The following is a 23,943-nucleotide window of genomic DNA, read 5'->3' as shown; positions in this document are numbered from 1 at the left end:
GATCTATACCCTCGATAACTCGCGTTGCAGCAGGGCGACATCCGGGGTGAATGACAAATCGACGTCGCCGACTTGAACGCTGCCGACAGCGACCCCAGAGGAGCCAGACCCGAAAACGAATCGGGTAAACGCGGCCAACGCACCTGCAATCTGAAGTATCACGGGTATATCTAACAAACAGGAACCGACATTGAACCACACGCCAGGCAATATCTTAGCCAATCGGCAAGAAACTGATTAATCTGATGCTTTTCGTCACGTTGATGTAACTTCTTGTTCGGATAATCATAACGTGCCTTAAAGCGGAAGATCTGCTGACTGGAACACACTTCCGCAACCATCGCATCGTAATACAGCCGCACCACCAGCGTCGGCAGACTCCAGTAGCTGACCGACGGCGCAATCTGCTGGATCTCCACCAGCGCGGTATACCGCGTAGACTCCAGAATCGTTAAACGGTAGCTGGCGTTATGGACCTGATAAACCACCGCCGCGCCCACCTCTTCATTACGGGGAAGCAAGCGGCGTAGCTGCGCGAAGTTGATTTCGTTTAGCCGCATCATTTCCGGGAAATCCGGGACATAGCGCTTCATCATCCGTCCACCCAGTCTTTTTTTAATGTCTCATGGTGCAATGCCAACCATTGCAAGGCAATGACAGAGGCGGCGTTGTCAATAATCCCCTGTTCCACCCATTGATAGCTTTGTTCGCGGCTGACCACATGCACGCGGATGTCCTCGTTTTCCTCGGCCAGCCCGTGAATGCCGCTGGCGGCGCCGGCGTCCACCTCGCCGACCCAGATGGCCAGCCGTTCGCTGGTGCCGCCGGGGCTTGCCAGATAGCTGAGCGCCGGACGGCAACGCTTCACCACCAGCCCCGCTTCTTCCTGCGCTTCGCGGCGGGCAACCTCTTCCAGGCTTTCGCCCGGCTCGATCATACCGGCCACCAGTTCGAACAACCACGGCGACGTGCTGGTGTCGTAGGCGGCGATGCGAATCTGTTCGATCAACACCACTTCATCGCGCACCGGGTCATAGGGCAACAACACCACGGCATGGCCGCGTTCCAGAATTTCCCGACTGACTTCGCCGCTCATGCCGCCGTTGAACAAGCGGTGGCGAAAGCGATAGCGCTGCAGCGAAAAAAAACCCTTGTAGAGCGTTTCGCGTGCAATAATTTCTACATCATCTTTGGTAAAAGTACCGGGTTTAGTAAAAGTACCGGGATGCGTATCTGAGGACGCCATAAACTCAACTCCTGTGAACAACACGGCAGGCAAGCCACTTTTGTGTGGCGAAAACGTGGACAGGCGTTCACCGTTTTGTGCAATATTCATCATGCAATCGTGCCAGCCCGATACGGATAATCAGGTGCGGAAAGTCTACCAGCAAGAATGAGGCGTTCCCGGTATTAACGCAATGCCTTTGCGACACCCGGAAACGACGATCCTGCCGGGGCAGCCTCTGGCATGCTGCCGGGCATTGTGCCCAGCCACAAGCCGCCAAGTAAAATAGGCTTTTGGGATAACCGCAAGGAAAAGATGGCACATTCAGCCACCTAATTCGATTGGTCGATTCTGATAGAATCGACAGGTATATCGTCTCCAGATGGCGCAACCAAGAAACTTTGCTGCACAACAAGGAATGCAAATGAAGAAACTGCTCCCACTTCTCATCAGCCTGGGTCTGGGCGGCTTTAGCGCCGTAAGTCAGGCCGAAGACTTGTTACAGGTTTACCAGCAGGCCAAAACGACCAATCCGGATCTACGCAGCGCTGCCGCCAACCGAGACGCGGCTTTTGAGAAAATTAATGAAGCCCGTTCGTCCCTGCTGCCGCAACTGGGTTTGGGCGCGGACTACACCTACAGCAGCGGGTACCGCGACCGCAGAGACATTAACAGCAATGCGACCAGCGCCTCGCTGCAGTTGACCCAGTCCATCTTTAATATGTCGCTGTGGCGCGCTCTGACGCTGCAGGAAAAACAGGCCGGCATTCAGGACGTCAGCTACCAGACATCCCAGCAGACGCTGCTGCTCAATACCGCGACCGCTTATTTCAGCGTGCTGCGCGCTATTGACTCGCTGTCTTACGTCAGTGCCCAGAAACAATCGATTTACCGCGAACTGGACCAGACCACCCAACGTTTCAACGTCGGCCTGGTCGCCATCACCGACGTGCAGAACGCCCGCGCCCAATATGACAGCGTGCTGGCAAGCGAAGTGACCGCGCGCAACAATCTGGACAACGCGATGGAAACCCTGCGCCAGGTGACCGGTCAGTTCTATCCGCAACTGGCGGGACTGAATATCGATCGCTTCAGCCCGCAGAAACCCGACGCGGTGAACGGCCTGCTGAAAGAAGCGGAAAACCGCAACCTCAGCCTGTTGTCGGCCCGTCTGAGCCAGGACCTGGCTCGCGAGCAGATTCGTTCAGCGGAAAGCGGCCACCTGCCGACGCTTAACCTGACCGCGTCCACCGGCGTTACCAACACCGATTACTCCGGTTCCCGCGCGGTAGGCGACAATTTCAACAACACCTATGTGGGCCAGAATCAGGTCGGGCTGAGCTTCTCCCTGCCGATCTACAGCGGCGGCGGCACCTCATCCAGAGTGAAACAGGCGCAACACAGCTTTGTAGCATCCAGCGAAAGCATGGAAAGCGCGCACCGCTCGGTAATTCAGACGCTGCGCTCCGCGCATAACAACATCTCTGCCTCCATCAGCAGCGTTAACGCTTACAAACAGGCGGTGATCTCGGCGCAGAGCTCGTTGGACGCAATGGAAGCCGGCTATCAGGTCGGCACCCGCACCATCGTCGATGTGCTGGACGCCACCACCACGCTGTACAACGCCAAGCAGCAGTTGTCCGGCGCTCGTTATGACTACCTGATCAACCAGTTGAACCTCAAGCAAGCGCTCGGTACGTTGAACGAAGAGGACCTGCGCAACCTGAACGCCATGCTGGGCAAACCGGTATCGACGTCCGCCGCCATCGGCGACGATGCGCCGGCGCCGGCAACCACGCCAACGGCAGCAAAAACCGCCGCCAAGGCCAAGCCCTGATATTTCGCAGGGGAACCCGGACGGGCTCCCCTGCGCTTTTCGTCCGCCGCATTCAGACAGGCTATGCCTTGTACACCGGCGCTTTACAATCTGTTCACCCTTCTCCTATTCTTAAACCCGTTTTAATACATGTAAATGATGGGCACGATGCCCTTTTGCTCTGGGATCAACTTTGTTCTGGGATCAACAATGAAAAGAACGTCAAACATCAACCACGCGCGTTTTCGCAAGCGCTGGGGTTACCGTATCGCACCGATCGCGCTGGCTGTCGGCGCCGTGTTTGTTCTCTCCGGTTGCGAGAAAACCGACGAAACCGTATCGCTCTACCAAAACGCGGACGACTGTTCCCGCGCCAATCCGGCCATGAAGGACCAGTGCGCCACCACCTATAACAACGCCTTGAAAGAAGCGGAAAGAACCGCGCCCAAATACGCTACTCGTGAAGAGTGCGTGGCGGCCTTCGGCGAAAGTCAGTGTACGCAAAGCTCGGCGACCGGCACTACGTCGGCAACCAACACGACGGCCAGCGCCGCGCCGCAGCAGAGCGGCAGTTTCTGGATGCCGTTGATGGCCGGTTTCATGATGGGCAAACTGATGGGCGGCAACAATTTTGCGCAGCAGCCGGTGTTCAGCCCGCGTACCCCCAATAGCCCGGCCAACGGTAGCTATGTGGACGCCAGCGGCAAAAGCTATGGTTCCGCCACCGGGCGCCCCATTACCATTTCTAAAGACGCGATGACGCCCAAACCGACCTCCAGCGTCGCGCCGTCCAGCATCACCACCACCCGCGGCGGCTTTGGCGATTCGGTTAACAAACTCAACAGTGCGCCTGCCGCCAACATGGCCGGCAATCAGGACAGAGATCGCTCCGCGACAAGCACGACGGGCAGCACATCCGCCAGCGGCGGCAGCACCCGTCAAACCAGCAGTGCGGCCCCGATTCGCCGCTCCTTCGGGGGATAAGGTCACCCGCTATGAAACGTATTGCGATTCACGAACGCCCGAACTGGCAGGAAAAAGCGGCCGAGTATGGTTTTCAGTTTCACACCATGTATGGCGAGCCCTACTGGTGTGAAGACGCCTACTATCAGTTTACGCTGGCGCAAATTGAAGAGCTGGAAGAGACGACCGCCGAGCTGAACCAGATGTGCCTGCAGGTGGTCGATAAGGTGGTCAACAGCGAAGCGCTGCTGACCAAATTCCGCATTCCCCGCCACACCTGGGACTTCGTGCGCAGTTCGTGGCTGTCGCGCCAGCCGGCGCTTTATGCGCGGCTGGATTTGGCTTATGACGGCAAGAGCCCGGCCAGGTTGCTGGAAAACAACGCCGATACCCCGACGTCGTTGTACGAGTCGGCGTTTTTTCAGTGGATCTGGCTGGAAGATCAGGTCAATGCCGGCCGCCTGCCGCAGCACGCGGACCAGTACAACAGCCTGCAGGAAAAGCTGATCGAACGCTTTGAATATCTGCGTACCCATCACGGTTTCGGCAATATGCATTTCACCTGCTGCCGGGATACCGAGGAAGATCGCGGTACGGTGCAATACCTGCAGGATTGCGCGCAGGAAGCCGGCGTTCCGAGCCAGTTCCTGTACATTGATGAAATAGGCCTGGGAGATCGCGGGCAATTCACCGATCTACAGGACAACACCATCGGCAACCTGTTCAAACTCTACCCGTGGGAATTCATGCTGCGCGAGACTTTCTCCACCAAACTGGCGGACGCTGGTGTGCGTTGGCTGGAACCGGGCTGGAAAAGCGTGGTGTCCAACAAGGCGCTCTTGCCAATGCTGTGGCAGATGTTCCCCAACCACCCCAACCTGCTGCCGGCCTATTTCACCGAAGACAACCCGCCGGCAATGAGCGACTACGTGGTCAAGCCGCTGTTTTCCCGCGAAGGCGCCAACATACAGATTTATCAGCAGGGCAAGCAGGTCGCCGCCGTGGACGGCCCCTACGGTGGGGAAGGCTCCATCGTGCAGCAATTCCACCCATTGCCCAGATTCAATGACAGCTACACGCTGATCGGCAGTTGGCTGGTGGGCGATACCCCTTGCGGTATCGGACTGCGGGAAGACCGGGAATTGATTACTCAGGACTTATCCCGCTTCTATCCGCATATCATTCTGGATTAACGCCAACACGTCTTGATGCACACATCGTCCTTTCGGGCGATGTGTGTTTTTAGCGGCCATAACGGTCAGGGTATTATCCGACCTGTACCGACATCATGCTGAGCGACCCCATCACAATGCCGTCCGTCGGCGTAGATACCGGTTCCTGACCATCCCAACTGCCGAGTACGTACAACAGCGGCAGGAAATGGTCCGGCGTCGGGTTGGACAGCGCCGCGTCATTGTGCTGCATGAAGTTCACCAACGGGTGCTCCGCCGCGTCGCCCTGCCAGGCCAGATTACTGCGAACAAAATCGTTGAACGACGTCGCCCAGCCATAGGGCGCGCCATCGCCGTTCCACTTGATCATCCGCAGGTTGTGCACCACGTTGCCGCTGGCGACGATCATGATGCCTTCGTCACGCAACGCAGCCAGCTTACGACCCAGCTCATAGTGGTAGGCGGGCGGCTTGGTGCCGTCGACGCTCAGTTGCACCACCGGGATATCCGCCTCTGGATAAACCTTGATCAACACGCCCCAGGTGCCGTGATCCAGCCCCCACTCCTGATGATCCGCATACACCGACACCGGAGCCAGAACGTCCTGCACCCGTTTAGCCACGTCCGGAGCGCCGGGCGCCGGGTACTGGGTATCAAACAACGCCTGCGGGAAGCCGCCGAAATCATGGATGGTGCGCGGTTTATCCATCGCGGTAACCGCGGTGCCGCGGGTATACCAGTGTGCGGATACCGCTACGATCGCCTTCGGACGCGGCAGGGTTTCTCCCAGTTTACGCCAGGCCAGCGTGTAGTCATTTTCATCCAGCGCATTCATCGGGCTACCGTGGCCCAGAAATAATGCTGGCATCCGGGAAGTGCTCATAGCGATATCCTTAGTAACAGTGAGGGTAACAAGTACCGATGGGGATTACTTTACCTCTACTGTTTCATCGATACAGTCGGATTCCCATGATGATGATTGTCAATAAATTTGACGATAGCCGATCTTATACGCTTAACCGGCCGATAACGGGAGACACGGCAAGTTCGTCAGGAGCGAGAATACGCCGAGGCTTCCTGCATTAACGCCTCATCAGGCCGAACACCGGTATACAGGGCAAATTGCTCCAGTGCCTGCAACGCGATGACCTGAGCACCGTTAATAACCGGTTTATTTAATTTTCTGGCCAGCTGGATTAATGGCGTTTCCACCGGAAAGGCCACAACATCAAAAATATGACTGGCGATGAGCACTTGTTCTTCGGTAAATGCCAGTTGATTTTGTTCTTCCCCACCAGCCATGCCAACAGGCGTGACATTCACCAGAATATCCGCCTTTATACCTGAAGCATCCCGGCACCACTGAAAACCATATTTATTCGCCAGAGAAAGCCCATTTTCTTCATTTCTCGCCAGAATAGTCACCTGCCGAAAGTTACTATCACGGAATGCTGCCACAACCGCTTTAGCCATACCGCCGCTGCCTTTTATCAGCACATGCATGGTTTTATCTTTGAGGTTTTTCTCAATCAGATCTTTAACCGCAATATAATCGGTATTGTACGCGGTCAAATGACCATTCTCATTGACGATGGTATTAACAGAATCTATCGCTTTGGCTGAATCAGACAGCGTATCAATAAAAGGAATGCAACTCTCTTTAAAAGGCATGGATACCGAACAGCCGCGGATTCCCAATGCCCGAACCCCTTTCACCGCATGCTCAATATCATTGGTGGTAAACGCTTTATATATAAAGTCGAGATCAAGCTTTTGATAAAGGTAGTTATGGAATCGTGTACCAATATTACTTGGGCGGCCTGAGAGAGAAATGCAAAGTTTCGTATCTTTATTCAGCATAGTCGGCTCCTCGTGTCATTTGTTTCAATGTATCACCGCAGCCAGCACCCGCAAGTCAATTGATCCCCCATGAATAGACTCGTCTGACACTACACGCATCAAACCGGGACACAAATAACGCACGTCCGGAAGGAAAAATCAGAGAAAATAGAACACACAGGCAATCGTACCTGCCACATCGGGGATAGTCGGGAAGAGACAACCGTTGGTGTGCCTCACTTCGCTGTGAAGTCCCCGAGACACACCAACGTATTGTTTTTGAAAAGAGTGAAGTTGACCGATAAGCCGGGTTCTGTCGTGGACAGCCATTCATCTAGGCCAGCGCTCGCGCACTGGCTCAAGCAGCCTACCCGGGTTCAGTACGGGCCGTACCATGTGAACCCCTATTTGGCCTTGCTCCGGGTGGAGTTTACCGTGCCACGGACTGTTGCCAGCCGCGCGGTGCGCTCTTACCGCACCCTTTCACCCTTACCTGATCCCGCTTGCGCAGGCCATCGGCGGTTTGCTCTCTGTTGCACTGGTCGTAGGCTTTCGCCTCCCAGGCGTTACCTGGCACCCTGCCCTATGGAGCCCGGACTTTCCTCCCCTCCGCCCGTCTTCCCCGAAGGGAACGACGACGAAGCGGCGACTGTCTGGTCAACTTCGGCGCGGATAATAGGGCAAATCGGCCGGCTTGTCATCTCGATTATGCGTGACCGTCTTCCTGCTCCAGTCCGTAACGGTAAAGGGCGTTCTTCTTCACGCCATGAATCTCCGCCGTCAGCGCCGCCGCCTTCTTCAGCGGCAGCTCCGCCCGCAACAGTTGCAGCGTACGCAACACCGCCGCAGATAGCGCCTCTTCGTCGGGCTGGTGACCTTCCACGATCAACACCATCTCGCCTTTGCGGCGGTTTTCATCTTCCTGCACCCACGCCTGCAGTTCCGCCACCGGCGCGCCGTACAGCGACTCCCAGGTTTTGGTCAGCTCACGCGCCAGCACGACGTAACGCTCAGGTCCCCAGACCTCGACCATGTCCTGCAGGCTATCCAGCAGCCGATGGGTTGATTCGTAGAAAATCAGGGTGCGCGGCTCTTCCAGCAGGTCGCGCAGCGTATCCTTACGCGCTTTGGTCTTAGCAGGCAGAAAACCTTCATAGCAAAAGCGATCCGACGGCAAGCCGGCGGCGGACAACGCGGTAATCGCCGCGCACGGCCCCGGCAGCGGCACCACGCGCACTCCGGCTTCACGACAGCGACGCACCAGATGATAGCCGGGATCATTAATCAGCGGCGTGCCGGCATCCGACACCAGCGCAATGCTCATGCCTTGTTGCAACCGCGCCAGCAATTGCTCTGCCTTTTGCTGTTCATTGTGGTCATGGAGTGCGAACAGGCGCGCATTAATCGCGAAATGTTGTAACAATAAACCGGTATGACGGGTATCTTCTGCTGCAATAAGATCAACCTGTTGCAACACCGCCAACGCCCGCTGAGTGATATCCGCCAGATTGCCGATAGGCGTGGGAACAATGTAAAGCGTGGAGGCGGAAATCTGTGCTTGTTGGTCTTGATTCATTGTTTCATCCGGTTTGCCGATTTAATATTGAGCATCGTTAAAACATCACTGGATACAGTATGCTTCCGTTAAATTCTGTCCGTACCCATGCAGGCCGTCTGGTTCCTGTCATGCTGGCGGCACTGTTTCTCGCCGGCTGTCCCAGCCAGGCCCCGCAAGACACTGCGACCCAGCAGCACGTAGAGGGCAAAGCCGGTGCGTCTTCCGATTACTACCTGCAGCAGATGCAGCAAAGTGGTGATGATAGCAAGGCTGGCTGGCAATTACTTGCGATTCATGCCCTGATTCAGGAAGGCAAACTCCCGCAGGCCAACGGTCAGTTGAACGCCTTGCCGTCGCAATTGAGCGACAAGCAGCGTCAGGAACAGCGCCTGCTGACCGCCGAACTGGCGGTCGCGCAGAACGACCTGAATGCCGCCAACAGCACGCTGGCCCAGTTGGATGTGAAGTCGCTGTCGCCCCAGCAACAGGAACGTTACTACCAGACGCAAATCAAAGCCGCTCAGGATCGCCCGTCGTTGACGCTGATCCGCGCCTACATTGGGCAGGAGCCGTTGTTGCAGGGCGACGCCCATCAGCGCAACATCGATCAGACCTGGGCGGCATTAACCCGCCTCACCCAGCAGGATCTTGGATCGATGGTGATCAATGTCGACGAAAATACCCTGCAAGGCTGGCTCGACCTGCTGAATCTCTGGCAGACCAAAGCTCAGGTTCCCTCTGACCTGCAGGCTGCGATAGAAGACTGGAAGAGACGTTATCCACGTCACCCGGCAGCCAAACAACTGCCGTCGCAGCTGGGCGGCACGCCGCCCGCCGCGGCTACGCAACCGGGAGAGAGCGCCCCCGCCGGCAGTAACGCCATCGCGCTGCTGTTGCCGATGAACGGGCAGGCGCAGGTATTCGCCAATGCTATTCAGCAAGGGTTTAGCGCCGCCAGAAGCGGGCAGGCAACGCTGGCGATGCCGCCGCAGGTAGCGCAATCAGCCGCGCCTGCCGAGGCGACCGGCACGGCTACGCCTGCTACGCCATCGACAGATGCGAATACCCCGTCACTGTCCGCCACAGCGGCTGTCTCAGCGCCTGTTGCAACGGCAACCGCCGTTCCGGCGATTGCGCCGACAGCGGTCAGCAGCATTCCGGTGAAAGTCTACGACACCTCTAATCAGGCGTTGGCAAACGTGATTGCTCAGGCGCAGAAAGACGGCGCCACCACCATCGTCGGTCCGCTGCTCAAAAACGAGGTGGAACAGCTACCGGGACTCAACCCATCACTGAATGTGCTGGCGCTGAACCAGCCGGAACACATCCAGCCCAATCCGAACATCTGCTATTTCGCTCTGTCGCCGGAAGACGAAGCCGTCGACGCGGCGCAATTCATTCACAAGCAGGGTAAGCAGCATCCGTTGATTCTGGCGCCGCGCGGCAATCTGGGCGACAGGGTGGTGGCCGCTTTCGCCAAGTCCTGGCAACAGCAGGCAGGCGGCGTGGTATTGCAGCAGCGCACCGGCGGCGTGTATGACCTGAAACAGGCGCTCAACAGCGGCGCAGGTATTCCGCTCAACGGCCAACCGGTTATCACAGCGGCTTCCGCTCCACAGTCCTCCACCACGGTTGGCGGGTTGACCATCCCGAATCAGGCGCCGCCGATCGCCACCGTTACCAGTGACGGCAACGTGGATGCGGTTTATATCATCGCCACGCCGGATGAACTGACGCTGCTCAAACCGATGATCGACATGCGCAACAAAGGCGCGCTGCGCCCGGCACTCTACGCCAGCTCACGTAGCTATCAGGCCGGTCTGGGGCCGGATTTCCGGTTTGAAATGGAAGGGCTGCAGTTCAGCGATATTCCGCTGTTGACTGGCGCCAGCCCGGCGCTGATGCAGCAAGTCAGCACGCAGTTCCGCAACGATTACTCGCTGGTGCGGCTGTTTGCCATGGGGATGGATGCCTGGAAGCTTGCCAGCAACTTTGCGCAATTGCACCAGCCGGGGAATTCGCTGTCCGGAGCGACCGGTGTGCTTAGCACCTCGCCGGATTGCGTCGTCAACCGTAAACTCACCTGGCTGCAGTTCCGTCAGGGACAACTGGTGCCCGCCTCCTGAACCGGCGCATCACCGGCGGTCGCTACGAACAACTGGCCCGACGCTATCTCGAACGCGCCGGGCTGATGTTTGTGGCCGCCAACGTGACGGTGCGCGGCGGTGAACTGGACCTGATTATGCGCGATGGCGGCACCTGGGTATTTGTCGAGGTTCGTTATCGCCGCAACAGCGACTTTGGCGGCGCGGCGGCCAGTGTTACCCGGCAAAAACAGCAATCGTTGCTGCGCGCCGCAGCGGTATGGCTGTCCCGTCAGGGCGCTAGTCTCGATTCCACCGATTGTCGCTTTGACGTACTGGCCGTAACCGGCCCGCAGGTGGAATGGTTGCCCAACGCGTTTGGGCAGTCTGAGTAACATCATGATTTTCAACTTCAAAACAGGTTAACAGAACGTGCTGGAGAGAATTAAAGTCTGTTTCACGGAAAGCATTCAAACCCAAATCGCCGCTGCGGAAGCGCTACCGGACGCCATTTCGCGCGCCGCTCTGGCGATGGTGCAGTCGCTGCTCAATGGCAACAAAATCCTGTGCTGTGGTAACGGTACATCTGCCGCCAACGCACAGCATTTTGCCGCCAGTATGATTAATCGTTTTGAAACCGAGCGGCCCAGTCTGCCGGCGATTGCACTTAATGCCGATAACGTGGTCTTAACGGCTATCGCCAACGATCGCCTGCATGAAGAAGTCTACGCCAAGCAGGTGCGGGCGCTGGGTCAGGCGGGTGACGTACTGCTGGCGATATCCACGCGCGGCAACAGCCGTGATATCGTCAAAGCGGTGGAAGCCGCCGTCACGCGGGACATGACCATTGTGGCCCTGACCGGCTATGATGGCGGTGAGCTGGCGGGTTTGCTGGGCCAGCAGGATGTGGAAATTCGCATCCCGTCACACCGCAGCGCCCGCATTCAGGAAATGCATATGCTGACCGTCAACTGTTTGTGCGATTTGATTGATAACACACTTTTCCCACACCAGAACGATTAAGGAGCACTCCATGAGGATCTACTCTTGCATTGCCGTGCTGTCTGCCTGTCTGATGCTACAGGGCTGTATTGGCGCTGTCGCGATTGGCAGCGCGGCGGTTGCGACCAAATCCGCGACCGATCCACGGACTGTCGGCACGCAGGTCGACGACGGCACGCTGGAAGTCAGGGTATCCAACGCGCTGAGTAAGGACACGCAATTAAGCAAAGAAGCGCGGATCTCCGCAACCGCCTATCAGGGCAAAGTGCTGTTAACCGGTCAGGCTCCTTCGACCGAGCTGGCTAGCCGTGCCAAGCAGATCGCCATGGGTGTTGAAGGCACGACCGAAGTGTATAACGAAATCCGCAAAGGCACGCCGATTTCGCTGGGCACCGCGTCCATGGATACCTGGATCACCACCAAAGTGCGTTCTCAGTTGCTGACCAGCGACACCGTGAAATCCTCCAACGTGAAGGTCACCACCGAAAACGGCGAAGTCTTCCTGTTGGGTCTGGTGACGCGCCGTGAAGCAACGTCAGCGGCCCAGATCGCCAGCAAGGTCGGCAGCGTCAAACACGTGACGACCGCGTTCAGCTACCTCGACTAATCGCTGTCTCCATACGGCGGCCCATCACGGGCCGCCAGACTGACCAATCCGGTAGGTGGCCGCAGGCGCCTGCCACTCTACTCGCTTCCCCCGTTAATCATGGCGTTGGCGTATTTCCTGTGGTCGCTGGCGGCGACAGCAACCAGATGCTGCGGCGGGCATCAACGCTGACCTCAGTATCTTTTTTCCCCTGCGACGCCCCGGTCAGCAACGGCGTGAACCCCGCCTGCCTGATAGCCGCATGATAACGGGGAGAACCGATAGCCTGCTCGGCCCGCAGCATTAGCGGAATCAGCGGGCTGCTCTCTCGCCCCATGGTTTTATAAGGCCAGGGTCTGGATTCATCCAGATACGGAGCCATGAAGTCCAGAGCCGACAACAGGCTGCTGCCTTTGGGGGTACGATACTGCCACAGGTTATCGCCGTACTTCCCTGCCACGGTCGCCATCAGGCTGACAGCCTGCAGATTGAAGCCGCTGTAATGGAACGACCGGGTACGCGCCAGTTCCTCTGGTTGCGAACCATCCGCCGCCAGCTGATGGTCGAGCTTCTGGCGCTGCAATGCCGCCATCGCCTTCACCGTTTCAGGCTGGCCCAGATAGGCGGCGATACCCGCCACCTGCACCGTATACCAGCTGCCATGATTATTCTTTGCCGAGGCCTCCTGTTTGCCGTTATGGCTGGTCAGCAACCAGTGCAGGTAGTCCGTCATCCACTGCCGCATCTGCTGCTCGTCACTGGCCCCCCATCCCGGCGCCTGTCGCAACATGACCAGCGCATCCACGATACGGGTGGCGAAGAAACGGCCGTCAAGCACGCCTGCGCCCCGCCCGTCGTTTCTGCCCGGAATGGCCTGCGCATAATTCAGGTTAGGGTTCATACGCGTTTCAGGAGTGATAAACCAGGTGCGAATCATGGCGATGGCTTTGCCGGCATATTCGGGACGGTCCGAGAAATACCAGGCCAGCGCCAGCACACGCACCCGATCGGTAAACGTCGCCAGACGGATAGCATCCGTCTCCTCGCCCTTGGTCGCCGGGTTCACCTTGCCGTCATGTCGAATCCAGGGCAAGCCGTCTTTCTGCTGCGGATCAGGCCACCAGTAAGCCGCCAAACTCAAATAATCATGACGGTTGCCGCCGGGCGGCATTGAAAGTTTTTGAGTAACCGATAGGTCAGGTTTTTTCATAGCGCTATCCGCCGCCCGCAACAGCTGCTGATAAGCAAGCTGCATCTGTGGCGGCGCGGTCTGGCTGCGTAGCTGCTGTTTTACCTGGGCAAGTTTGTCTGCCTGTAAAAATACATAAGCAGAATTGTCGTTTTTAGCACTGGCCGCATCGGCAGATGCCCCCAGGCCCCACAGCGAAAGCATCATAAGAAAAACTATGCCATACCGCATTATTTCCCCCTGTTCATGCGGTCATGATTTCCCATACAGCCACGGGAAATGGAAGCCGCTCATTGGAAAAAATCTATCAGTCAATCAGGTTTGTTAATAAAGCCGGTTCGCTTCCAGAAAATTTTCTCCGCCGATTTGGTTCATCTGACGCAAAATCCACTGCTGACGCCGCATGACGTAGCCGGACGGTTTACTGGCGCGATAGCGGATAGGATTCGGCAACACCGCCGCCAGCATCGCCGCTTCCGATGCCGTCAGCCGGCTCGCTGGTTTATTGAAGAACTGACGCGATGCGGCCTCTATGCCAAAAATTCCGGGTCCAAACTCGGCAATATTCAGGTAAACCGTCAGAATCCGACGTTTGGTCCAGACCAGCTCAACCGCCGCCGTCAGGCCGGCCTCCAGACCTTTACGCAACCAGCTGCGCCCGTCCCACAGCAGCAGGTTTTTTACCGTCTGCTGCGACAGCGTGGATGCGCCGCGAATACGATTCTCGTGTCGCTCGTTATGTTTGAGCGCCGCTGAAATCGCGTCGAAATCAAACCCCCAATGCTGGGGGAATTTCTGATCTTCCGCCGCAATGACCGCCAATGGCGCCACTGCGGCGATCTCATCCATCGACACCCAGTCCGAATGGGCCACATACGCGAAGTCGCCGCTCAGCCAGGCGCTGAGCTGGCGATCGATCATCACGGCGGAAAAGGGTACGGGCAGAAATGCAAACAACAGGATCGCCGCTACCCACAACGCAACGACACCAAAGAAGATGCGCAACACCCAACGCCGGATACACGCGGCTATTCGTCCTAATCGGCCTTTCCCGAATAGGCCTGCTGACCTCATTCAGCCAGTTCCAAAACACGCGCCACCAGTTTCTCAATTCCACTGGCGGCTTCACCAATCGAGTTCGCCAGCATGTAAGCCGGAGTCGTCACCACCTTGTGTGTAACGTCAACGACGATGTCATTTACCGGACACTTCACATGCACGCCACCCATCGCTTCTATCGCCTGCGCAGTCCCCTCATCGTTACCAATTGTAAGCTGCACAGAGGTATTAAGCAGTTTCGGTAACATGGCGGGGGCGATGCAAATAAACCCTATTGGTTTATTTTTCTTATGAATTTCACGAGTAAGTATTTTCAGTTCGTTATCAATCTCACAGTCGGCCCCGCGGGTGGCAAAATCGCTCAAATTTTTTGCGGCACCGAATCCGCCGGGGACAATCAGCGCATCAAGCTGTTGGGGATCCGCGCTGGATAATGGCTGGATTTTCCCACGGGCAATACGCGCAGATTCCGCTAAAACATTGCGTTTCTCACCGGTAACCTCACCGGTCAGATGATTAATCACATGCAGCTGTTCTTTGTCCGGAGCAAAGCAGACAGCTTCAGCGCCGGCACGATCGATTGCAAGCAGAGTCAAGACAACTTCGTGAATCTCTGAACCATCATAAACTCCACATCCGCTGAGTACGACACCAACTTTTTTCATCACTCATGCCTCATTTCATTACATCAACTAATTGATTTTTTGATTGACAAACACTAATCTACATCACACATTTTAATGATTCTTGTAACAAACGACGCCATATTTGCTATGGTGTGTGTTGCCAGAAGATGGGATTTCAAAAACGCTTGCGTACCAACAACATCTGAGATTGAACGCAGGTGTACCGCTTTCCCTGGTGTTGGCGCATAATTCGCGCACCCCGGCCTCGGTCGGGGTCATTTTTTTTCAGCCTCTGAAACCCAGTCTTTCAATACCTGCACATCCTGCTGCCAGTCGTGTTTCAACTCGTCAATCCACTCCTGAACGTTGTCCCACCATGCCGGTAATGTCGTGGTCTGAATCTGTTGCGCAACCTGTTGCAGATGCTTGAGCCCAACCGAGCCCGCCGCGCCTTTGATTTTGTGCCCTTCTTCCGCAATGCCTTTCTGGTCGCGGGCGGTCATGTTGGAATCAAGAATCGCCAGATAGCCGGGCATCATCTGCTCGAACATCGCCAGGCTCTGATGAATCAGTTTCGGCCCTACCAGCGTCAGGTACTGCTCCAGCATCGGGATATCCAGCAAACGGTCCTGCAGCGACCCGGCGTCCACCTCCGCGGCTTCCGGTTCCGGCTGCGCATGATGATCCCAGTATTGCTGGATTACCGCCGTCAACGCCGGCACCGCCAGCGGCTTACTCAGCACGTCATCCATGCCGGCGTCCAGGTACTCTTTTTTATCTTTAAGCACATTCGCCGTCAGGGCGACCAGCGGCGGCATCGACTGCCCGGCATAACGCTCACGCAGCCGGCGCGCCACATCCAGACCAGTCATGTCCGGCAACTGGATATCCAGCAGCACCAAATCAAATTCATCCGGATCGAACATATCCAGCGCCGCCTGGCCGGTCATCGCCACTTCGACGCTGCTGCCCAGTTTTTCCAGTACCGAGCGAGCCACCACCACGTTCAGTTCGATATCTTCCACCAGCAGCACATGCAACGCCGGCAGCGGCAGTTCATCCTGTTCGTCTTCGTCAGACTCGTCATTACGCACCACCGGCGCCGTCACCGTCAGTGCAAAACAGGAGCCCTTGCCCAGTTCGCTGCTCACCTGAATATCGCCGCCCATGCTTTGCGCCAGACGTTTGGAAACCGCCAGCCCGATGCCGGTGCCGGTAGCCGGTTTGCCGCCGTGTTGATCCTTGACCTGGTAGTACATGGAGAAGATTTTCTCCAGCTCGTCGGCCGGGATCCCCATGCCGGAATCCTCCACCTCAAAACGCAGCCGGTCGCCCTGCTCATGCCAGACCCGCACCACCACCCGGCCCTCACGCGTGAATTTCACGGCGTTGCTGAGCAGATTCCACAGAATCTGGCGCAACCGGGTACCGTCGGTGACGATGGTTTTCGGCAACGGCTGATGCAGTTCCATCTCCAGCTGTAGCCCCTTAGGCTGGGCCAGCAGTCCGCCCAGATTTTCCAGATCCACCACAAAGCCGACGAAATCCACCGGCTGGTTATCCAGTTGGACCTTGCGCCGCTCCTGCTTGTCCATTTCGATGATGTCGTTGAAAATATTGCCGAGCGTGATGGCGCTGACGTGGATGGTTTTCAGGTATTTTTGCTGTTCTGCGTCCAAATGGGTGTCGAGCAGGATACGACTCAGGCCGACAATGCCATTAAGCGGCGTACGAAGCTCGTGGCTGATCGTAGAGATGAAGGTAGTCTTTTCCCTGCTGGCGTTCTCTAACGCGTCCTGGTAGCGCTTACGCTCGGTAATATCGCGTCCAAACCCCATCAGGCCGTGTCGCTTACCCATGCGGTCGTAAAACGGCACCTTACGCAACTCGAAACAGGCTTTGCGGCCATCCGGATAGACCAGCCACTGCTCATAGGTCAATGAGACGTTGTGGCGAAACACCTTCTCATCCGTTTCCATGACTTTTTCGGCAATATCGGGCGGATAAACATCTTTCGGCGTCAGGCCGATCAACTGCTTCTGGCTTTTGCCAAGCAGCAATTCCATCGCCCGGTTGCAGCCGGAAAATTCTTTGTTCTCATTGCGGTAGTAAACCAGGTCCGGCGAAGCGTCGAGGAAAGAACGCAACAGCGCCGACTGCTGTTCCAGCTCAACCTGAGCCTGTTCGCGGCGCGCCATCTCTTCACGCAGTTTAGAGACCATCAGCAGGCGGGCTTCCTCCGCCTTGATGCGATCGCTGATTTCCTGATTGAGCTGGGCGATATTGCCCTGCAACTGTTCGTTCAGTTCCTGATCGCGCTGGCGCATCTCTTCCAGCTTAGCCACCAGCCGCGACAGCCGCTGACGCGACTCTTCAAGTTGCTCCACCACCACGGACAGGAAATAAACCGCCCAGGGCGTGATCAGTAAGCCGAAAAAGATAGAGCGCACCACGTCGATGTTTTCCACCTTGCCGGTGAGCAGCAGCGTCACCGCCATCTGCACCACCAGCGCCAGTAAAACCAGCGCTGACGCCAGCAGCAAGGAAAAACGAACCAGCCCCAGTTTAACCATTAAATCAACGTAGTACTGCGCCAACAGCCTGATTTGCCTCATAGCGGTGTTCCTTAATCATAAACCCGCAAATCATACCGTAAAAAAATCGCGTGCGCGGTAAATGAGCGGTCAATTTGCGAGCCGCCGCGGAGGTTAGTTTGTTGAGTAATGAAACGGCTGCCCCAGCGCGGAACCTTGCGCGCCATGCTGTTGCAGGTAGTCGTGAACGCCGACCATGCCGGTCCAGCGATTTTCGCACCACAGCGGCGCCAGCAGCGTCGGCCGCCGGGCGCTGGCGGAAATACGGTGATAGACAATTCCGGGCGGGGTGTGACGAATCATTTCGCCGGCAATCGACACATAGCGCGCCAGCGGCAGTTCCGGTAGCCGACCGGCTCCCCAGGCTTTCGCCATTACGCTGCCGGTCACAATGTGCAACGGATGCAGCTTGATGCCGTCCACGCCGGCTTCCACCACCTGCTGCAGCGTCGACAGGCAATGCTCGTCGCTCTCGCCGGGCAAGCCGACAATCAGGTGGCTGCACACGTTGAGCCCTCTGGCGCGCGCCCGCTGTGCGGTCTGCCGGTAACAGGCGAAATCATGCCCGCGATTGATGCGCCGCAACGTTCGGTCATGGGCGCTTTGCAGCCCCAGCTCCAGCCAGACTTCATAGCCTTGTTCGTGATAGTCAGCCAGCAGATCCAGCACCGTATCCGGCACACAGTCCGGCCGGGTGCCCACGCACAACCCCACCATATCAGCCTGCGTCAGCGCCTGCCGGTACATGGACGCCAGCACCTGCACCTCGGCATACGTGCTGGTATAAGCCTGAAAATAGGCCAGATAGCGGCGGGCGCGATTGACCTTGCCGGCCTGCGCAGCCAGTTGCTCGGCGATGCTGCGCTGCTGCATCTGCTCATCGGCGAACGACGCCACATTGCAGAAGGTGCAACCGCCGCGTCCCAACGTGCCGTCGCGGTTCGGACAGCTAAATCCCCCGTGCAGCGTCAATTTATGGATTTTTTCTCCATAACGACGCTGAAGATCGCCACCAAACATATTGATTAATTTTTGCAATTGCATATTCTGATTCTTCATTTCACAAAAAATCAGCCTACCTGTAACGCCTATTAACGGCGATGACCCCGATCAATACGCTCCGGTTTATATAACTGCATGTTTATTCGTTTTTATTGAAAATAAAATCACATCTTTCCTGATTAATTTTTCTTATCTGCGGGGTTCATTCCATTAAAAGATGACCGCAAAATGAAAAACAGTGTCATAAAGCAAAAAACTCACTCCAGACAGAATAAGATGCCAGCAAGTCACATTATCGCAGCATGCCACGATAAAAACCCGCCGTTAGCATAGTGATACAGCTCACAGTTAGACCAATACCCCTATCTTGCCAACGTCTTATTTTTATTAATTAAATCCTTTTATTTCATAAACATAAGTAAACATTATCCCTAAAGTGCTTACCCGCTATGGAGATTTGACCTGAACAGGGTTTCTCGCTAATTTGGGAATCCGCTGGAAGCTTTCCCGACGAGTCAACGTCTCGTCATATTTATGCAGTAAGAAGAAGACTCCCTCATCAAGCAAGCACACCACTTGTGAGACCTTACGAGAGGCCAGATAAAAGAGAGCGGCGCACACCACTGATGTCAAATTGGCGCAGTGAAGGGGTCGCTCGCGGTTAGCGCGCGGTTAACACGCCATTTAATAAGCGCCCGCATTCTGGTGGTGGCATTGGCGATGAGGAAGTCATACAGAGCCTGGGGAGGTTCACTGAGATATGTTGTACGATGCATCCCATGAAAGAGACAACTGTGGTTTCGGATTGATCGCCCATATAGAAGGTGAACCGAGCCATAAAGTCGTGCGGACGGCGATTCACGCCCTGGCCCGCATGCAGCACCGTGGCGCGATCCTTGCCGACGGCAAGACCGGCGACGGTTGCGGCTTATTACTTCAGAAACCCGATCGTTTCTTCCGCCTGGTCGCCGAAGAACACAACTGGCGTCTGGCCAACAATTACGCGGTCGGCATGCTGTTCCTCAGCCGGGATGAAGAAAAGGCTCGGGCCACCCGTCGAATTGTCGAAGAAGAACTGCAGAATGAAACCCTGTCCGTACTCGGCTGGCGCGAAGTGCCGACCAACCCGGACGTGCTGGGTGAGATCGCGCTCTCTTCTCTGCCGCGCATCGAACAGATTTTTGTCAACGCCCCGGCCGGCTGGCGTCCGCGTGATATGGAACGCCGCCTGTTCATGGCGCGCCGCCGTATCGAGAAGCGCGTGCAGGATAAAGATTTCTATGTGTGCAGCCTCTCCAATCTGGTGAATATCTATAAAGGTCTGTGCATGCCCGCGGACCTGCCGCGGTTCTATCTGGATCTGGCGGACCTGCGTCTGGAATCGGCCATCTGCCTGTTCCACCAGCGTTTCTCCACCAATACCGTGCCGCGCTGGCGTCTGGCGCAGCCGTTCCGCTATCTGGCGCACAACGGCGAAATCAACACCATCACCGGCAACCGCCAGTGGGCCCGCGCCCGCGCCTACAAATTCAAGACCCCGCTGATTCCCGATCTGCTGGACGCCGCACCGTTCGTGGACGAAAGCGGTTCAGACTCCATGTCGCTGGACAATATGCTGGAGCTGTTCCTGGCGGGCGGGATGGACATCGTGCGCGCCATGCGTCTGCTGGTGCCGCCGGCCTGGCAGAACAACCCGAATATGGACCCGGAGCTGCGCGCCTTCTTTGACTTCAACTCCATGCACATGGAGCCGTGGGACGGTCCGGCCGGTCTGGTGCTGTCTGACGGGCGCTACGCGGCCTGTAACCTCGACCGTAACGGTCTGCGTCCGGCGCGCTATGTCATCACCAAAGATAAGTTGATCACCTGCGCCTCCGAAGTGGGCATCTGGGATTACCAGCCTGACGAAGTGGTGGAAAAAGGCCGCGTCGGTCCGGGCGAACTGATGGTGATCGACACCCGTACCGGCCGTATCCTGCATTCGACCGAAACCGACGATGACCTGAAAAGCCGCCATCCGTACAAAGAGTGGATGGAGAAAAACGTCAAGCGTCTGGTGCCGTTCGAAGAGCTGCCGGACGATCAGGTCGGTAGCCGGGAGCTTGACGACGCGCTGCTGGAAACCTACCAGAAGCAGTTCGGCTACAGTAACGAAGAGCTGGATCAGGTTATTCGCGTGCTGGGGGAAAACGGTCAGGAAGCGACCGGCTCCATGGGCGACGACACGCCGTTCGCCGTGCTGTCGAGCCGTCCGCGCATCATTTACGATTATTTCCGCCAGCAATTCGCGCAGGTAACCAACCCGCCGATCGACCCGCTGCGCGAAGCACACGTGATGTCGCTCGCCACCTGTATCGGTCGTGAAATGAACGTCTTCTGCGAGGCGGAAGGTCAGGCTCACCGCCTGAGCTTCAAATCACCGATCCTGCTCTACTCCGACTTCATTCAGTTGATCAATCAGGATCCCGAGCACTATCGCGCCGAGAAGATCGATATCACCTTCGATCCGAAACAGCGTTCATTGCAGGACACGGTTGAAAAACTGTGCGACGAAGCGGAATACAAGGTGCGCGCCGGAGCAGTATTGCTGGTGCTGACCGACCGCGGCATCGCGCAGGATCGCCTGCCGGTGCCGGCGCCGATGGCGGTGGGCGCGATTCAGGCGCGTCTGGTGGAAAAGAGCCTGCGCTGCGATGCCAACATCATCGTTGAAACCGCCAGTGCCCGCGATCCGCACCATTTCGCCGTGCTGCTCGGCTTCGGCGCTACCGCGATTTACCCGTATCTGGCCTATGAAGCGCTGGCCCGTCTGGTGGATAACCACACCATCGACAAGCCGTACCGTACCGTGATGCAGAACTACCGCAACGGCATCAACAAGGGCCTGTACAAGATCATGTCCAAGATGGGGATCTCCACCATCGCCTCCTACCGCTGTTCGAAACTGTTCGAAGCGGTCGGTCTGCACAACGATGTGGCGTCCCGCTGCTTCCAGGGCGTGGTGAGCCGCATCGGCGGCGCCAACTTCAGCGACTTCGAGCAGGATCTGCAAAATCTGTCCAAACGCGCCTGGCTCAAGCGTCAGAAGCTCGATCAGGGCGGCTTGCTCAAATTTGTCTACGGCGGCGAGTACCACGCTTACAACCCGGATGTGGTGAAAACGCTGCAAACCGCGGTGCACAGCGGCGACTACCACGATTACCAGCAGTACGCCAAACTGGTGAACGAGCGCCCGGCGTCCATGCTGCGCGACCTGCTGGCGTTGCAGCTGCAGGAAGGCGCGGCTATCCCGCTGGAGCAGGTCGAGCCGGATTCTGAACTGTTCAAACGCTTCGATACCGCCGCCATGTCCATCGGCGCGCTGAGCCCCGAAGCGCATGAGTCGCTGGCGGAAGCCATGAACAGCCTGGGTGGTTTCTCCAACTCCGGCGAAGGCGGCGAAGACCCAGCGCGTTACGGCACCAATAAAGTATCCCGTATCAAGCAGGTGGCTTCCGGTCGTTTTGGCGTCACCCCGGCCTATCTGGTCAACGCCGACGTTATCCAAATCAAGGTGGCGCAGGGCGCCAAACCGGGTGAAGGCGGCCAGTTGCCGGGCGACAAAGTCACGCCGTACATCGCGCGCCTGCGTTACTCCGTACCGGGCGTGACCCTGATTTCGCCGCCGCCGCACCATGATATTTATTCGATCGAAGACCTGGCGCAGCTGATTTTCGACCTGAAACAGGTCAACCCGAAGGCGATGATTTCGGTCAAGCTGGTTTCCGAGCCGGGCGTCGGCACCATCGCTACCGGTGTGGCGAAAGCCTATGCCGACCTGATTACCATCGCCGGTTACGACGGCGGCACCGGCGCCAGCCCGCTGTCCTCGGTGAAATACGCCGGTTGCCCGTGGGAACTGGGTCTGGTGGAAACCCAGCAGGCGCTGGTCGCCAACGGCCTGCGTCACAAAATCCGCCTGCAGGTTGACGGCGGCCTGAAAACCGGTCTGGACATCGTGAAAGCGGCGATTCTGGGAGCGGAAAGCTTTGGCTTCGGCACCGGACCGATGGTGGCGCTGGGTTGTAAATACCTGCGTATCTGCCACCTGAACAACTGTGCCACCGGCGTGGCGACGCAGGATGACAAGCTGCGCCGCGACCACTATCACGGTCTGCCGGAGCGTGTGGTGAACTACTTCACCTTCATCGCCCGCGAAACCCGCGAGCTGATGGCGGAACTGGGCATCAGCCGTCTGGTAGACCTGATCGGCCGCACCGATCTGCTGGTCGAACTGGACGGTATTACCGCCAAGCAGAACAAGCTGGACCTGTCGCCGTTGCTGCACACCGTGACGCCGCAACCCGGCAAAGCGCTGTACTGCACCGAAGGTAACCCGTCGTTTGACAAGGGCCTGCTGAACAAAGAACTGATCGCGCAGGCTCAGGCACATGTCGACGCCAGACAGAGCAAAACGCTCTACTTTGACATCCGTAACACTGACCGCTCCGTCGGCGCGACCTTGTCCGGCGTGATCGCGGAAAAACACGGCGATCAGGGGCTGGCGAGCGATCCGATCAAAGCGCATTTCACCGGTACAGCCGGCCAGAGCTTCGGCGTGTGGAACGCCGGCGGCGTTGAACTGACCCTGACCGGCGACGCCAACGACTACGTGGGCAAAGGCATGGCTGGCGGCATTATCTCCGTACGTCCGCCGGTCGGCTCGGCCTTCCGCAGCCACGAGGCCAGCATCATCGGCAACACCTGCCTGTACGGCGCGACCGGCGGTAAGCTGTTCGCCGCTGGGCGTGCCGGCGAGCGTTTCGCGGTACGTAACTCCGGCGCCATCACCGTGGTGGAAGGCATCGGCGATAACGGCTGCGAATACATGACCGGCGGTATCGTCTGCATCCTGGGTCGTACCGGCGTCAACTTCGGCGCAGGCATGACCGGCGGCTTCGCCTACGTTCTGGATGAGGACGGCGAATTCCGCAAACGCGTCAACCCGGAACTGGTTGAAGTGCTGGATGTGGAAAACCTGGCGATTCATGAAGAGCATCTGCGCGGGCTGATTACCGAGCACGTCCAGCACACCGGCTCGCAACGCGGTGAGGAAATCCTCGCCAACTGGCCGGTCTGGGCATCGAAATTTGCGCTGGTAAAGCCGAAATCAAGTGATGTGAAAGCGTTGTTGGGTCATCGTAGTCGTTCCGCAGCGGAGCTGCGGGTACAGGCGCAGTAAGAGGTCA

Annotated in this window: 18 protein-coding genes and 1 other RNA gene; 8 read left to right on the top strand and 11 right to left on the bottom strand. The window is 57.3% G+C overall.

The window, feature by feature from the left end:
* Positions 1-170 precede the first annotated feature (170 nt).
* Entirely contained in the window at positions 171-596 is a 426-nt protein-coding gene (locus CPA59_RS01775; protein WP_038663078.1) for a DUF1249 family protein, read from the bottom strand.
* Positions 593-1,246, bottom strand: a complete 654-nt coding sequence (nudF, locus tag CPA59_RS01770; RefSeq protein ID WP_038663080.1) for an ADP-ribose diphosphatase — start codon at positions 1,244-1,246, stop codon at positions 593-595. The genes CPA59_RS01775 and nudF overlap by 4 nt, the downstream gene beginning before the upstream one ends.
* A gap of 403 nt (positions 1,247-1,649) precedes the next feature.
* Here nudF and tolC point away from each other — a divergent pair, with 403 nt between their 5' ends.
* The 3 genes from tolC to CPA59_RS01755 all read left to right on the top strand — a co-directional run bounded on the left by tolC (position 1,650) and on the right by CPA59_RS01755 (position 5,197).
* The gene (gene tolC / locus CPA59_RS01765) at positions 1,650-3,062 is read left to right on the top strand and encodes an outer membrane channel protein TolC (RefSeq protein WP_038917584.1); all 1,413 of its coding nucleotides are present in this window, start codon (positions 1,650-1,652) and stop codon (positions 3,060-3,062) included.
* 189 nt (positions 3,063-3,251) lie between these two features.
* Positions 3,252-4,025: a DUF1190 family protein gene (locus CPA59_RS01760; RefSeq protein WP_107758570.1), complete on the top strand. Its 774-nt coding sequence runs from the start codon at positions 3,252-3,254 to the stop codon at positions 4,023-4,025.
* Between the two features lie 11 nt (positions 4,026-4,036).
* Positions 4,037-5,197, top strand: coding sequence for a glutathionylspermidine synthase family protein (locus CPA59_RS01755; protein WP_038917582.1), 1,161 nt, complete (start codon positions 4,037-4,039; stop codon positions 5,195-5,197).
* Positions 5,198-5,270: 73 nt separating this feature from the next.
* Here CPA59_RS01755 and ygiD read toward each other — a convergent pair whose 3' ends face one another.
* The 4 genes from ygiD to rsmI all read right to left on the bottom strand — a co-directional run bounded on the left by ygiD (position 5,271) and on the right by rsmI (position 8,591).
* Positions 5,271-6,059, bottom strand: a complete 789-nt coding sequence (ygiD, locus tag CPA59_RS01750) for a 4,5-DOPA dioxygenase extradiol (RefSeq protein WP_013316044.1) — start codon at positions 6,057-6,059, stop codon at positions 5,271-5,273.
* A gap of 167 nt (positions 6,060-6,226) precedes the next feature.
* Positions 6,227-7,036, bottom strand: a complete 810-nt coding sequence (locus CPA59_RS01745) for a shikimate 5-dehydrogenase (protein ID WP_107758569.1) — start codon at positions 7,034-7,036, stop codon at positions 6,227-6,229.
* A gap of 265 nt (positions 7,037-7,301) precedes the next feature.
* An RNA gene (gene rnpB / locus CPA59_RS01740) (RNase P RNA component class A) lies at positions 7,302-7,680 on the bottom strand.
* A gap of 41 nt (positions 7,681-7,721) precedes the next feature.
* Positions 7,722-8,591 (bottom strand): 16S rRNA (cytidine(1402)-2'-O)-methyltransferase, encoded by an 870-nt coding sequence (gene rsmI, locus CPA59_RS01735; RefSeq protein ID WP_107758568.1) that lies wholly within the window; start codon positions 8,589-8,591, stop codon positions 7,722-7,724.
* Positions 8,592-8,650: 59 nt separating this feature from the next.
* Here rsmI and CPA59_RS01730 point away from each other — a divergent pair, with 59 nt between their 5' ends.
* From CPA59_RS01730 to dolP, 4 genes are read left to right on the top strand one after another with little or no spacing between them, the layout of a single operon-like run.
* Positions 8,651-10,699 carry a penicillin-binding protein activator gene (locus CPA59_RS01730; RefSeq protein WP_107758567.1) on the top strand — a complete coding sequence of 683 codons (2,049 nt, stop codon included), beginning with the start codon at positions 8,651-8,653 and terminating at the stop codon, positions 10,697-10,699.
* The gene (locus CPA59_RS01725) at positions 10,696-11,052 is read left to right on the top strand and encodes a YraN family protein (protein ID WP_174213758.1); all 357 of its coding nucleotides are present in this window, start codon (positions 10,696-10,698) and stop codon (positions 11,050-11,052) included. The genes CPA59_RS01730 and CPA59_RS01725 overlap by 4 nt, the downstream gene beginning before the upstream one ends.
* Positions 11,053-11,089: 37 nt before the next feature.
* Positions 11,090-11,680, top strand: a complete 591-nt coding sequence (diaA, locus tag CPA59_RS01720) for a DnaA initiator-associating protein DiaA (RefSeq protein WP_013316039.1) — start codon at positions 11,090-11,092, stop codon at positions 11,678-11,680.
* 10 nt (positions 11,681-11,690) lie between these two features.
* Positions 11,691-12,266, top strand: a complete 576-nt coding sequence (gene dolP, locus CPA59_RS01715; RefSeq protein ID WP_038663100.1) for a division/outer membrane stress-associated lipid-binding lipoprotein — start codon at positions 11,691-11,693, stop codon at positions 12,264-12,266.
* A gap of 97 nt (positions 12,267-12,363) precedes the next feature.
* Here the strand turns inward: dolP and CPA59_RS01710 are convergent, their stop codons facing one another.
* From CPA59_RS01710 to CPA59_RS01690, 5 genes are all read right to left on the bottom strand, one after another.
* On the bottom strand, positions 12,364-13,665 hold the full coding sequence (locus CPA59_RS01710; protein ID WP_107758566.1) for an alginate lyase family protein: 1,302 nt from the start codon (positions 13,663-13,665) through the stop codon (positions 12,364-12,366).
* Positions 13,666-13,758: 93 nt separating this feature from the next.
* Positions 13,759-14,508, bottom strand: a complete 750-nt coding sequence (mtgA, locus tag CPA59_RS01705; protein ID WP_049842483.1) for a monofunctional biosynthetic peptidoglycan transglycosylase — start codon at positions 14,506-14,508, stop codon at positions 13,759-13,761.
* On the bottom strand, positions 14,505-15,158 hold the full coding sequence (elbB, locus tag CPA59_RS01700) for an isoprenoid biosynthesis glyoxalase ElbB (protein WP_049854023.1): 654 nt from the start codon (positions 15,156-15,158) through the stop codon (positions 14,505-14,507). The genes mtgA and elbB overlap by 4 nt, the downstream gene beginning before the upstream one ends.
* A gap of 236 nt (positions 15,159-15,394) precedes the next feature.
* Positions 15,395-17,734 (bottom strand): aerobic respiration two-component sensor histidine kinase ArcB, encoded by a 2,340-nt coding sequence (arcB, locus tag CPA59_RS01695; RefSeq protein ID WP_038917572.1) that lies wholly within the window; start codon positions 17,732-17,734, stop codon positions 15,395-15,397.
* A 93-nt stretch (positions 17,735-17,827) separates the two neighbouring features.
* Complete coding sequence (locus CPA59_RS01690) at positions 17,828-18,757, bottom strand: TIGR01212 family radical SAM protein (RefSeq protein WP_049854046.1); 930 nt, start codon at positions 18,755-18,757, stop codon at positions 17,828-17,830.
* A 718-nt stretch (positions 18,758-19,475) separates the two neighbouring features.
* Here CPA59_RS01690 and gltB point away from each other — a divergent pair.
* Positions 19,476-23,936, top strand: a complete 4,461-nt coding sequence (gltB, locus tag CPA59_RS01685; RefSeq protein ID WP_107758565.1) for a glutamate synthase large subunit — start codon at positions 19,476-19,478, stop codon at positions 23,934-23,936.
* Positions 23,937-23,943: the final 7 nt, after the last annotated feature.

The organism is Dickeya sp. Secpp 1600 (assembly GCF_003049805.1).
Lineage (GTDB): Bacteria > Pseudomonadota > Gammaproteobacteria > Enterobacterales > Enterobacteriaceae > Dickeya > Dickeya fangzhongdai.
This window is presented reverse-complemented; position numbering and strand designations above follow the sequence as displayed.

Bases quoted from the DNA above. Each gene is read 5' to 3' on its own strand.
- CPA59_RS01775 (WP_038663078.1), bottom strand. From the start codon at position 596: ATGATGAAGCGCTATGTCCCGGATTTCCCGGAAATGATGCGGCTAAAC.
- nudF (WP_038663080.1), bottom strand. From the start codon at position 1,246: ATGGCGTCCTCAGATACGCATCCCGGTACTTTTACTAAACCCGGTACT.
- tolC (WP_038917584.1), top strand. From the start codon at position 1,650: ATGAAGAAACTGCTCCCACTTCTCATCAGCCTGGGTCTGGGCGGCTTT.
- CPA59_RS01760 (WP_107758570.1), top strand. From the start codon at position 3,252: ATGAAAAGAACGTCAAACATCAACCACGCGCGTTTTCGCAAGCGCTGG.
- CPA59_RS01755 (WP_038917582.1), top strand. From the start codon at position 4,037: ATGAAACGTATTGCGATTCACGAACGCCCGAACTGGCAGGAAAAAGCG.
- ygiD (WP_013316044.1), bottom strand. From the start codon at position 6,059: ATGAGCACTTCCCGGATGCCAGCATTATTTCTGGGCCACGGTAGCCCG.
- CPA59_RS01745 (WP_107758569.1), bottom strand. From the start codon at position 7,036: ATGCTGAATAAAGATACGAAACTTTGCATTTCTCTCTCAGGCCGCCCA.
- rsmI (WP_107758568.1), bottom strand. From the start codon at position 8,591: ATGAATCAAGACCAACAAGCACAGATTTCCGCCTCCACGCTTTACATT.
- CPA59_RS01730 (WP_107758567.1), top strand. From the start codon at position 8,651: ATGCTTCCGTTAAATTCTGTCCGTACCCATGCAGGCCGTCTGGTTCCT.
- dolP (WP_038663100.1), top strand. From the start codon at position 11,691: ATGAGGATCTACTCTTGCATTGCCGTGCTGTCTGCCTGTCTGATGCTA.
- CPA59_RS01710 (WP_107758566.1), bottom strand. From the start codon at position 13,665: ATGCGGTATGGCATAGTTTTTCTTATGATGCTTTCGCTGTGGGGCCTG.
- mtgA (WP_049842483.1), bottom strand. From the start codon at position 14,508: ATGAGGTCAGCAGGCCTATTCGGGAAAGGCCGATTAGGACGAATAGCC.
- elbB (WP_049854023.1), bottom strand. From the start codon at position 15,158: ATGAAAAAAGTTGGTGTCGTACTCAGCGGATGTGGAGTTTATGATGGT.
- arcB (WP_038917572.1), bottom strand. From the start codon at position 17,734: ATGAGGCAAATCAGGCTGTTGGCGCAGTACTACGTTGATTTAATGGTT.
- CPA59_RS01690 (WP_049854046.1), bottom strand. From the start codon at position 18,757: ATGCAATTGCAAAAATTAATCAATATGTTTGGTGGCGATCTTCAGCGT.
- gltB (WP_107758565.1), top strand. From the start codon at position 19,476: ATGTTGTACGATGCATCCCATGAAAGAGACAACTGTGGTTTCGGATTG.